The 12,775-nt window shown below is 43.4% G+C and carries 5 protein-coding genes; all 5 read left to right on the top strand.

The genetic code is table 11. The features are described 5' to 3' along the window. Positions 1 to 284: 284 nt before the first annotated feature. Positions 285 to 2,636, top strand: coding sequence for an efflux RND transporter permease subunit (locus J7I42_RS02870; RefSeq protein WP_209137263.1), 2,352 nt, complete (start codon positions 285 to 287; stop codon positions 2,634 to 2,636). Positions 2,637 to 2,722: 86 nt separating this feature from the next. Continuing rightward, positions 2,723 to 5,848 carry a SusC/RagA family TonB-linked outer membrane protein gene (locus J7I42_RS02865; protein WP_209137262.1) on the top strand — a complete coding sequence of 1,042 codons (3,126 nt, stop codon included), beginning with the start codon at positions 2,723 to 2,725 and terminating at the stop codon, positions 5,846 to 5,848. A 33-nt stretch (positions 5,849 to 5,881) separates the two neighbouring features. Next, complete coding sequence (locus J7I42_RS02860) at positions 5,882 to 7,381, top strand: RagB/SusD family nutrient uptake outer membrane protein (RefSeq protein WP_209137261.1); 1,500 nt, start codon at positions 5,882 to 5,884, stop codon at positions 7,379 to 7,381. A gap of 744 nt (positions 7,382 to 8,125) precedes the next feature. Beyond that, entirely contained in the window at positions 8,126 to 11,287 is a 3,162-nt protein-coding gene (locus J7I42_RS02855; protein ID WP_209137260.1) for a SusC/RagA family TonB-linked outer membrane protein, read from the top strand. A 17-nt stretch (positions 11,288 to 11,304) separates the two neighbouring features. Next, the gene (locus J7I42_RS02850) at positions 11,305 to 12,750 is read left to right on the top strand and encodes a SusD/RagB family nutrient-binding outer membrane lipoprotein (protein WP_209137259.1); all 1,446 of its coding nucleotides are present in this window, start codon (positions 11,305 to 11,307) and stop codon (positions 12,748 to 12,750) included. The last annotated feature ends 25 nt before the right edge of the window (positions 12,751 to 12,775 follow it).

The raw sequence follows: 12,775 nt of genomic DNA, 5'->3' as shown, positions 1-12,775 counted from the left end.
GTAATATACATGGGCCGGACCATTGCTAAAGAATTTCCCTGATATTAAATATGGCGGCCTTTATACTAAAGGATGACAAAAATGCGTACTAAAGGGCCTATTTTAATATAGCACCTGTTTCTGTGACAAGCTGCCATATTATAAAAAAAAGGTTTCTTAATTCATTGACATTAAAAGTTTGTTAGGGGCTTTTATTGGCGGTAAATAAACTTCCTTAATCCTGTTAAAATGAGTTTCTTTGCTGCCAATAATTAATATTCTTAGCAGTAAATTCTATATTCTACATGTGGGAAAAAATCGCCCGGTTCATTTTACGGTCACGCTGGATGTTATTGATCCTCTTACTGGCTTTAACCGGTTTAATGGGCTATCACGCTTCCAAAGTTCAAATGAGCTATGAGTTTGCAAGAGCTATTCCAACCGATAATCCCAAATACCAGGCCTACCAGGCATTCCGCAGTCAGTTTGGGGAAGACGGCAATTTGATGGCCATTGGTATCACTACCGACAAACTGTTTCAGGCTGATGTATTTAATGATTATGCTGCACTGGCCAAACAAATAAAAGGAGTGAATGCGGTGGAAGATGTGTTGAGTGTACCGGCCGCTACCAACCTGGTAAAAGATACTACCAACGAAAAATTGAATGGCGTACCGGTTTTCCCTGGCAGACAGCTCACACAACCTGAGCTGGATAGCATGGCTAAACTCTTTTACAGTTTGCCATTTTACCAGGGTTTGTTGTTTGACCCTACGTCCAATACCTACATGATGGGTATCCGAATTAATAAAGACGTACTGAACTCAAAAGGAAGAAATAAAGTAGTAACTGAAATTGTTGCAATAGCCGATGCATTTGGTAAAAAGCATAACCTTGAAATGCATTACAGCGGTCTGCCATTGATCCGTACCAACCTGGCAACCAAAGTGGCTTCCGAAATGCAATGGTTCCTGCTGGGCTCGCTTATTCTCTCTGCTATTATATTATTGATCTTCTTCCGCAGCTTCAGTGCTACCCTCATGTCGCTGGCAGTAGTGATCATTGGGGTAATATGGTGTATGGGTACCATTGAATGGATGGGATATAAGATCACCCTGTTAACAGGCGTAATACCTCCATTGATAGTGGTAATTGGTATCCCCAATTGTATATACTTCCTGAATAAATATCACACGGCTTACAACGATATCAATAGCGAGGTTTTCACCAATGAAAGCAGAAAACGGGTGGCTTTAACCGCCATGATCAGCCGCATGGGAGTTGTAACCCTGTTTTGTAATATAGCCGCTGCCATCGGTTTTGCTGTGTTTGGCCTTACCAAAAGCGCGGTATTGAAGGAATTCGGGATCGTAGCAGGTTTCAACATCATGGCCTTGTTCTTTATCTCCATCATGTTCATACCAGCGGTACTGAGTCTTTTGCCTGATCCTAAAAAGCGGCATACAAAGTATTTAGAGAACAAATGGCTGCTAGCGATTCTGGATAGCCTCGAACGCTGGTCATCGAATCACAAAAAACTGATCTACGGAGTAACGGCCATTATATTACTGGCATCTGTTGCAGGTATGTTCCGGTTGAAATCAGTAGGATTTATAGTAGATGACCTGCCAAAAACGGATAAGATCTATAAGGACCTTAAATATTTTGAAGAACATTTCAGAGGGGTAATGCCGCTCGAAATTGTGATAGATACCAAACAGAAACAGGGATTGCGACGGAGTCCGGTACAAACCTTTGCCCGGATAGATTCTTTATCACAGTTCATCACTGCACAGCCCGAAATGGCCCGGCCCCTGTCGATAGTAGAGGGGTTGAAATTTGCCCGTCAGGCTTATTATAATGGTGATAGCAGCGCTTACAAGGCTCCTAATGAAGCTGATCTCCTCTTTTTATCGCAATACCTCAGTGCTAAAGCATCAGCCGATAGCAGTGGCAAGTCAAACAACTTTAACCGGGTGGTGGCCTCCTTTATGGATAGCAATCGCCGGCTGGCGCGTATAAGCGTTAGTATGAAAGATGTAGGTAGCAAACGTTTACCTGAATTGATCAGCACTATTGAAGACCGCAGCCGCCAGTTATTCGATACTTCTAAATACCATGTAGAGTTTACTGGTACCAGTATTACCTTCCTCGAAGGCAGCGCCTTTATCATCAATGGGTTGAAGGAAAGCATTATGTGGGCGTTCCTGCTTATTGCCCTTTGTATGTTGTACCTGTTCAGATCGTTTAAAATCTTAATTTGTTCCCTTATACCCAATATTATTCCGCTGATCATCACGGCTGGGGTAATGGGATGGGCAGGTGTGGCCATTAAACCTTCTACCGTTTTGGTATTTTCGGTAGCGTTAGGCATCGCCATCGACATAACCATAAGGTTCTTAGTAAATTACAAACAAGAGCTCTCCATAAATAGTAAAAAGACCTCACATGAACTGGTGATTGACACCATTCATAAAACAGGTATAAGTATCATTTATACTTCGCTGGTACTCATCGCCGGATTTGTTATTTTCTGTTTTAGCGGATTCGGTGGTACGCAGGCGTTGGGTTGGCTTACGTCGCTTACTCTCATACTGGCAACGTTGACCAACCTGATATTTTTACCTGCTTTGCTTATGACAATGATAAAAAAATAGCCGATCGGGGAAAATAATTGAAGTTACCATGTGTGCTTTTAGTTATATTTACTTACCAAGTATACTAACTGTTTAAAAAGTCACACATGAGAAAATTTCTTTTACTGCTACTTGCAGTAGGGGCAAGCACCTGCCTGCTGCAAGCGCAAACCCGTACACTAACGGGAAGGGTCACTGCCTCAGACGGAAGCCCCATCCCAAACACTTCAGTAATTATTAAAGGAACAAGTAACGGCACCACTACGAATGCAGATGGCATGTTCTCCATGAGTGTTCCTGCCGGTTCCAGGATCATTAAGTTCTCCGCGGTTGGAATGAATGATGTGGAAGTTACCATTGGCGATAAGGGCGTGATCAATGCCCGAATGGAGTCGGCTGAAAGGAACCTTGCCGAGGTGGTTGTAGTAGGTTATGGAACACAGAAAAGGAAAGAAGCCACCGGAAACGTGGCCACCGTTAAAGGCGTTTCCATTGCAGATAAGCCCATACAAAGCTTTGAAGCAGCATTGGGTGGCCGGGCAACAGGCGTGCAAATAACAGTACCGAATGGTATTGTGAACAATCCGCCGGTGTTCAGGATCAGGGGAACCAATTCCATCTCCTTAAGTTCCTATCCGCTTGTGGTAATTGATGGGGTACCCACTTTTACCGGCGACTTCAGCGGTACCAATGCTGGCGCCAATGCGCTGGCGAGCATCAATCCAAGTGATATTGAAAGCATAGACATTGCTAAAGATGCTGCTGCATCGGCCATTTATGGAAGCCGCGCTGCCAATGGCGTTGTGTTCATCACTACCAAAAAAGGAAAAATGGGCCGCGCCCGCGTATCGTACGATGGTTGGGTGGGCTGGACAAAAGTGCAGCGCTTACCAGAACTGTTAAATGCGCAGGAATATACCGATTTTAAGAACCAGGGGTTGGTGAATGCCAAAACCTATAATGCCAGTACCAACTATTTTGCATTAACGAACGGCCCCGATGGCAACCCCATTGACACAAGATGGTACGATTATATTTACCGTACCGGCATCAGCCACAGCAACTCCATTAGTGTTTCAGGAGCTACAGAAAGTACCAACTATTATTTTTCATTAGGCTATACCAATCAGCAGGGTATTGTAAAACGAAATGAATTCAGGCGGAAATCGGTCTTGTTCAATATAGACCATAAAGTGAACAGCATCATTTCAACCGGCGCCAAGATCTCCTACTCCAATGAAGATAACCTGGCGGCGGTAAGTTCTGGTTCATTGCCCGGTGAAGCATTTAATTCCGGTGGGTTAGGTCGTCTTGCCATTTTAACAGCGCCCAGTATTTCACCTTATAATAACGACGGTACCTATAATACCGTCTCTGGCAATATTGGTGCAATGGGTAATAAACAGACCGTTGGTATCTATAACCCTGTTGTATCGTTAGACAAGAACCGCAGCAATACGGAGATAAACCATGTTCAGGCGAATGGCTATGTACAGATAAAACCGTTAAAATGGCTAACCCTGAAATCGCTGTATGGTATTGACTACCTGTATGCCGATAACCAGATCTTCTTTGACGCTATTAGTGGCGAAGGCTATGGCACTAATGGGCTTGCACAAAGTGCCCTGGGTAAAAACAAACGCAGCATTTGGACAAATACGTTATCTATAGATAAATCATTTGGGGAAGACCATACCCTCGGACTGTTGGCTGGTATCGAAGATCAACGAACAATCGGTGAAGGGTTCGGGCTTTCAAGACAATCTATTTCTGATCCTTATTTTACAAATACACAGGGTGGTTATACCGTGAATAACCCGTTTTTGTTGTCTGTAGGATCGAATTACCTGTACTCCCAGTTTGGCCGTATCAATTACAATTTCGCCAGGAAATACTACCTGAGTGGTAACCTGCGCCAGGATGAATTTTCAGGACTGGGATATACTGCACGAAAAGGGGTGTTCTGGGGCGTATCGGCCGGTTGGGAAATAACCAAAGAAGGTTTCTGGACATCTGCCGGTCTTGATAAAGTGTTCAGCAGTTTCAAATTCCGTGGCAGCTATGGTAAAGTAGGTAACATCAGTGGAATAGGTAATTATGAGTCTTTCAACACTTATTCACCCGGTCTATATGGCGGTCAGCCAACCATCGGTTATAACAAATCAGGCAACCCTGATCTTACCTGGGAAACAAGTAAGAAATCAGACGTAGGTTTGAATTTCGGTATCCTGGGTGAACGCATCACGGGTGAGTTCTCCTATTATAAGAACAACATCGACGGATTGGTACTCGATGTAACACAGGTGCCATCTGCTGGTATTCCCAATGCCATTAGAACGAACGTGGGCAGCATGTATAACAAAGGGTTTGAATTTGGCGTCAATGCCAATATAATTCAGGGAAAAGATTTCAGCTGGAGTACCTTTTTTAACGTAAGCATCAATAAAAACGAGGTAACTGCGCTGGCACCAGGCTTACCCTTTATTATAGTAACCTCACCAGCCGGTTCCACTACCAATGAGGCCGTAAGCATTACCCAACCTGGCTATAGCATAGGTACATTATATCTGATCCCAACCAAGGGCGTTGATCAGGCAACGGGTAGAAGGATCTTCATTAATGCAGATGGAAAAGAGGTTTATTATTCATATCCCACCTGGCAATATGCCGATGGCACTGCAGCCCCGGCTATTTCAACCACAGACAGAAGGATCCAACAGAACACCGTCCCCAAACAGATCGGCGGCCTGGAGAATACATTCAATTACAAGAATTTTGAATTGAATGTATTGCTAACCTATCAGCTCGGTTTCTATGTATATTATGGGACCGAAGCCGGATTGCGGGACTATCGTTACTGGAACAACGAAAAGGCGGTGTTAAGAGCCTGGACAAAAGCGGATGATATTACCGATATGCCAAAGAACGTATTTGGCGATAACTATTCGAATGGATCGGCCGTGCCGCTGGATATACATATGTATAAAGGCGATTTTCTGAAGCTGCGTAATATTACCCTCTCGTATAATATGCCCAAATCGGTCCTTGAGAGAATAAAGGTCAACAGCGCCCGGTTCTATATAAGTGGTCAAAATCTGCACATATGGACCAAATACCCTGGCCCGGATCCGGAAACTTCAACGAACGGAAATAATGCTGCCAACCAGGGCATCGACAGAAACCAGGTTGCTAATGGCAGAACCGTTACTCTTGGCTTGAAACTCGGGCTCTAGGCGCCTTTTCTTCTAAAAGCAAAACCAGGTAAAATGAAACAACATCTTAATTATATTGTATTTGCTTGTTTGATGGGGGTATTGATAAACTCCTGCAAACGCGGCGATCTGATGGATACCAAACCTACTGCGGATATCCCTGATATGAACGTGTATACATCAAAAGAACAGATCTTAAACCAGCTGCGGTCATTGTACACCAGTTTTAAAAATGGCCAATTCTACGGCGGGCGTTATTTGATCTACAGCGATATCAGATCGGAGGAATTCCTGAACGAAAGAACTAATGGGGTTACCGGTTTACAAACCTGGAACCATACATTGACCAATACGGTAGCAGAAGTAAATGGCCTTTGGGCACAAGCCTACCTGGCCATCAATAACTGTAACATTTTTTTAGAAGGGATGGATGCCCAGGGAAACGCAGTAGTGGGCGACTCTGTGTCTAAAAATTACCTGGCAGAAGCCAGGTTTATTCGCGGCCTTTCCTATTATAGTCTGTTGCAATTATATGCCCGGCCTTACTGGGATGGCAATGGCAGTAAAGATGGGTTACCCATTCGCTTAACCGGTAATAAACTGCGGGCTGAATATCAGTTGGCACGTAGTACAGTAGCGCAGGTATACACGCAGATCCTGAACGACTTTAATTACGCAGAAGCCAATTTACCTCTTGTATATGGTACTTCAGAATTAAATACAACCAGGGCGCATCGCAATACGGTAATTGCCTTGAAAACAAGAATGTACCTAAGCATGCAAAAATATCCCGAGGTTATTGCCGAGGCCAATAAGATAGTTACCGCGGCCGCACCCTTTAGCGCCAAAACGGGGGTTGCAAATGCTTTGCAGTCAGATGTCACTAAAGTATTTTCTACGTATAATACTACTGAATCCATCTTTTCAATGCCGATGACCTCCACAACAGGAGATTTTCCCGGCACCCAAAACCAGCTGGCCTATTATTATTCACCAGTTTCTTCCTCGGGTGGGGTTGGCAATGCAGAATATTCATTGAACCCCAGCGGTATTGCAGGTAATACAACCGTTTGGTCAGCTACCGATACCCGGCGTGCTTTTGTAAAAACTACCGGATCAGGAACAAGCAAAAAACAATGGCTGGTCAAGTACGCTGCGCCTACACCCTACACCGATTATGTACCGGTGATCAGGTACGCAGAAGTACTATTGAACCTGGCTGAAGCCCGGCAACGGAATTCAACCACTGTAGATGCACAGGCTGTGGCTTTATTAAATGCGGTGCACAACCGGTCAGATGCAGCCAAAACTTATACAGTAGCCGATTTTGCTTCCCCCAGTGACCTGATCAATGTTTTATTAACAGAACGGCGGATTGAATTCTTAGGTGAAGGCCTCAGAAGCTCCGACCTTTTGCGGTTAGGCCTCACCATTCCTGCCAAAGTAAGTACATCTGCTACAGTGCCAGCCATTGATGCCAATAACAGACAATACATTTGGCCTATCTCTTCAACTGAGCTGGACCTAAATAAACTATGTAAAGACAATCAATAGAAAACCTTAATAAGTCTAAAACGGTCTTACTAGCAACCCGAGGCTGCTCCAAAAAACGGAGCAGCCTCGTTTTTTTGGGTATATTCACGCCGCTTTTATGTGGAAAATGCACAAGTAAACTCAAATTGAGTTTTATTTGCATTCAAATTGGCCCAAATTAGGTAATATGATGATTAAATAGTATCTGTGTGCGAAAATTTGAATACATGATAAGTAGTTAATGAATTCATTAGAAAAAAAGCAGCACTTATTATTATTTTATGTCCTGATTGTATACACAGGCCTGAGTCACGAAAAACAACCAAACTATAGTCTATAAAACCGACCATATATGAGAAAGTTACTATGTACCCCCCTTCTCACAGCTTCCGTACGCTTCACTCTAAACGCAAGTATTCTTAAACGATTAGCACTACATGATGCCGTTTCCGGTGCATTCACCTGTAGCCAGCGGCATTGAGGTCATATATAGCACTACCGTTTTAAAACGCATGGTTATCAACAATTAAGTTTAAATCAGAAATAGATCAGAAAGGCTGTTGAAACTGTCTTACACGCAAACCGCAGTAGGTTCAAATTTTTTTGCTCCTGCTGAGATCTAATCTTTTAGAAAGGTAAATACAGCATTCTTCCCTTTTGTGACCTATTTCATATAAGTCTGTTTTTTATGTAAACCTTTTCCAGTTAAATCCGCAGCCATTAATACCGAAGTCCTATTCACTAGACAACCAAAAAAAAATTGAGATGAGAAAAATTCTAATGCTACTATGCGGCATGTTACTCCTGTATGGACAACTACTTGCCCAATCCAAAACAATTACCGGGAAGGTAACTGATGAAAGTGGAAACCCGGTTCCCAATGCTTCGGTTACTGTAAAAGGAACCTCGTTGGGAACAACCTCAAAAGAAGATGGATCTTATTCCCTTACTGTCCCTTCCAATTCAAAAACACTCACTATATCAGCTGTGGGCCTGGACGAACAGGAAATTGCAATCGGCGACAAAACATCGATACTGATTGCGATGACCCACAAACAAAGTACTTTACAGGAAGTAGTAGTTACTTCACTGGGTATCTCTCGCGACAAACGCTCACTGGGTTATGCTACTCAGAACCTGAAAGCCGATCAGTTCAACGATCGCGGACAGGTAAACATCGCAAACGCTTTACAAGGTAAAGTTGCCGGTGTAAACATAACCAACGCCAGTGGTGGTGCCGGTGCTTCAGTAAATATAAACATCCGTGGTATCTCTTCCTTTACCGGAAATAACCAGCCTTTATTCGTTATTGACGGTATTCCCATCAGTAATGATGTTGATAGAACCAATGGTGGTCCCAATGGTACACTGGGTGATAACCAGCCACCAAACCGGGCACTGGACCTCGATATGAACAACATCGAGTCTATCAATATCCTGAAAGGACCCGCTGCTTCTGTTTTATATGGTTCACGGGCTGCAGCCGGTGCTATCATCATTACTACTAAAAAAGGCAGTGGACAAAAAGGCCGGGCCGAGATCGTTGTTTCTTCTAATGAAAGCTTTCAACGCGCTACCGGTTTACCCAAACTGCAAAATGAATATGGACAGGGTACCAACGGTGCATACGTAAACAGCACTGGTAACTCATGGGGTCCAAAATTTGGTTCTAAAGCAACCATTGCCAATGGCTTGCTCCTGGCCAGTGGCGACTCGATCCCTTACAACCCTTATGCTAATAACATCAAGAATTTCTTCGAAACCGGAATTCTTTCTGATAACAACATTTCTATAAACAGTGGAGATACCAAACAGAACTTTTCTTTTTCTGCCGGTTACCTGTACCAAAAAGGTATTATGCCGAACACTGGTGTGAAAAGAGCTTCAGTGAAATTTGGTGGCAATACTGTATTGCGCGATAAAATTAAACTGGGTGGTTCTGTTACCTTTACCAATACTTTGCAAGATGGGGTGTTAGGTGGAAATGGTCAAAGTGCTTTGGCGGTTGTACAAGGGGTACCTCGTAGTGTTGATCTGCAGGCATATAAACGCGATAAAAGTTGGAAAAATCTTGATGGCACCAACAACTATGCTGTATCAGGAACTGAGAACCCATACTTTGGTGTGTATGAAAATCCTATAAAGAGCAATCTTTACCGTTTGATCGGTATTGCCAACCTGGGTTACGACATCACATCCTGGTTGAATGTTAGTTACCGCTTAGGGGTTGATGCATACACTGATCGTCGTAAACAGATCTTCGCCGTGAATTCAGGCCGTGTGCCACAGGGTTTAACACTCGATAACCCCATTACCCGCAGCGAAGTGAATGGCGACCTGATCATCACTGCCAAAAAGAACGACATCATAAAAGGCTTGAACGTATCTGGTTTATTGGGTAATAACATCAACCAGCGCAGATTCCAAAGCGTGCAACTGCAAGGTAATAACGTTGTTATCCCAGACTTTACCAATATCAGCAGCGCCCTGGTGTATACCGTAGGATCTCAGGAAACCAGCACCCTGCAACGGTTGGTTGGTTATTATGCACAGGCCTCATTCGATTATAATAACTATTTGTTCCTTGAGTTGACAGGCCGGGCCGATCAATCATCAACCCTGCCTAAAGGCAAGAACCTTTACTTCTATCCTTCTGTGAGTGCAGGCCTCGTATTTACTGATGCGTTTCAATTACAATCAGACGTACTCAATTATGGTAAAGTGCGGGTGAGCGCTGCTACTGTAGGTCGTGATGCACCTCCTTACCTGTTAACTGGTGTATACACAAAAGGATCATATGGTAACAACGTAGCTCAATTTGATTTCCCATTAACTTATACACCAGCCGGTACACCTTCACCAGTTACTGTAGCTGGTTTTGGTGCAAGCACCCGTCTGGGACCTAACCAACCACTGAAGCCCGAGTTCACCACTTCATATGAAGTTGGTTTGAATGCTTCTTTGTTTAGAAATCGTGTTACCGTTGACGTAGCTTATTTTGACCAGGTAAGTAAGAACCAGATCATCGACGTAGGTCTGGCGCCATCTACCGGTTACAGCAGTGTTACCTCAAACGTTGGTAAAATGACCAACAAAGGGATTGAAGCCTTATTAACCGTAACAGCGATAAATAACCGCGACCTTCGTTGGGAAGTATCAGGAAACTTCACCCGTATCAGAAACAAAGTGGTTTCAATTGCTCCGGGCATTACCAGTTTCGCTATCCCAGGAAGTGCCTTTACCGGTTCTATTCCTACCATTCAGGAAGGATCACCTTATGGTGTTATTGTGGGTGGTTTGATCACCAAAACGCCTGCTGGCGACCGTATCATCAACCCTGGTACAGGTACATACCTTTCAACTGTGGCTAACCAGGTATTGGCTAATCCCAACCCTGATTACCAACTGGGCTTTACCAACACCCTGAAAGTAAAGAGCTTTTCTCTTTCTTTTACATTTGATTTCATCAAAGGCGGTCAGGTATTATCGTTCACCGCAGCTACTTACAAAGGTCGTGGTATGTTAAAAGAAACAGCTGTTGACAGAGACCAACCACATATTCTGCCTGGTGTAGTAGAAGATCCTAATAACAAGGGTACTTATATTGCCAACACCATCCAGATCCCTGCGCAAACGTATTGGGGTGTGCTTGGTGGATTGCAAAGTGAGTTCAACGTATATGATGCCACCACTTTCAGAATGCGTGATATCTCAATTGGCTATGATCTGCCTCATTCATTGATGGATAAATTGAAGATCCAAAGCGCCCGGATTGGTGTATTTGCAAACAACGTATTCTATATTGCGCCTAATGCATTCTTTGATCCGCAGTTGAATACGCAAGGTGCAGGTAATATCCGTGGTCTTGATCTGCAAAGTGTGCCCAACGCAAGAACAGTTGGTGCTGGTTTGAAAGTGTCCTTATAATTTGTAAAATTTCAAGTATGAGAAAACTAATTCTATTTCTGATAATACCGGTTTTATTTTCTGCTTCGGCTTGTAAAAAATTCCTGGATGTAAATAAAAGTCCAAATAACCCGGAAAAAGTTCCACCAAGCGTATTATTGCCGGAAACTACCATTGGTATCGCTTTTGCCAATACGAATGATCTTGACAGGGCCACTTCTGTAATTATACAACATCTTGCAGGCACAGGTACCCAGTCTGTGGATTACGATACCTACAAACTCGAAGGTTATTTCGATAATCAGTGGAATCTGGAGCTTTATAATGGTGTCATCAACAACCTGGTAAAACTGATCAAGGAAAACCAGGAAACCAATCCACAATATGCAGGCGTTGCAAAACTCGAAATGGCCTATGCATTTTCAATGATCACTGATCTGTGGGGTGATGTGCCTTATTCACAGGCAGGGTTTGGATTAGATTATCTTAACCCACGCTTTGATAAGCAACAGGATATTTACCAGGGTAATTCAGCCGATGGTATTAAGAGCTTATTTGATCTGGTAAAAGAGGGAATGGCTGATCTGGATAAAACCAGCATCTTAAAACCCAAGACTGATGATATAGTATATGGTGGCGACATGGCTAAATGGAAAAGAATGGGTAATACCCTGTTGTTGAAATTTGCCAACACCATTGCTTTCAAGAATCCTGCACTGGCCAAATCAACCATCGATGCTGTATTGACCGCTAATAATTATATTAATTCGAACAGCCTTGACTTTCAGGTACCTTTTGGCGGCACAGGTAACCAGAACCCACTTTATAGCTTCAATTGGGTAAACCGCAAAACAGACCAGATATTGAGCACGCGTTTCCTCGACATGGAAACAAAATTGAATGATTCAGTACGGTTAAGTAAATTCTTTACAAAACCAGGAGGTCAGTTTGTGTCCTATGATAACGGTAATACCGTTTCATCGCCCAGTGAGAATGCAAGAAGTAAATATGCGCTTTTCCTAACTGGCGCCGCTGGCGAAGCCCCTGCTTATTTAGTCACCTATGCTCAGGTGAATTTCATTCTGGCTGAATCTGCATTGATGCTGGGTACTGCTGGTAATGCCAATACTTATTATCAGGCTGGTATCAGAGCGAACATGTCAAAAGTGGGTATCACTAAAGATTCAATCGATCTTTACTTTGCTACCAACCCTACAGTTGTAACCCTGGCGGGAACTCAGGAACAACAGCTTGAGCAGATCATCACCCAGAAATATATCTCATGGGTAGGTAATGGCATAGAAGCATTTAATGACTTCCGCAGAACGGGTTACCCCAAGCTGGCATTGGCAAGAAATGCTGCCGGACACGATCCGAATACAATTCCCACCAGGTTAACATATCCTAATGGTGAGTTACAAAGGAATTCCAATTGCCCCAACCCAATTACAAGAACTACTGTAAAAATGTGGTGGGCCAGATAATCATTAATGTTCCTTTAAATAATTA

Source organism: Niastella soli, assembly GCF_017742245.1.
In the GTDB taxonomy this organism is placed as follows: domain Bacteria; phylum Bacteroidota; class Bacteroidia; order Chitinophagales; family Chitinophagaceae; genus Niastella; species Niastella soli.
The sequence above is the reverse complement of the archived record's forward strand: the minus strand, read 5'-3'. Positions and strand labels throughout refer to the sequence as shown.

Coding starts and splice junctions, on each gene's coding strand:
- J7I42_RS02870 (WP_209137263.1), top strand. CDS start 285: ATGTGGGAAAAAATCGCCCGGTTCATTTTACGGTCACGCTGGATGTTA.
- J7I42_RS02865 (WP_209137262.1), top strand. CDS start 2,723: ATGAGAAAATTTCTTTTACTGCTACTTGCAGTAGGGGCAAGCACCTGC.
- J7I42_RS02860 (WP_209137261.1), top strand. CDS start 5,882: ATGAAACAACATCTTAATTATATTGTATTTGCTTGTTTGATGGGGGTA.
- J7I42_RS02855 (WP_209137260.1), top strand. CDS start 8,126: ATGAGAAAAATTCTAATGCTACTATGCGGCATGTTACTCCTGTATGGA.
- J7I42_RS02850 (WP_209137259.1), top strand. CDS start 11,305: ATGAGAAAACTAATTCTATTTCTGATAATACCGGTTTTATTTTCTGCT.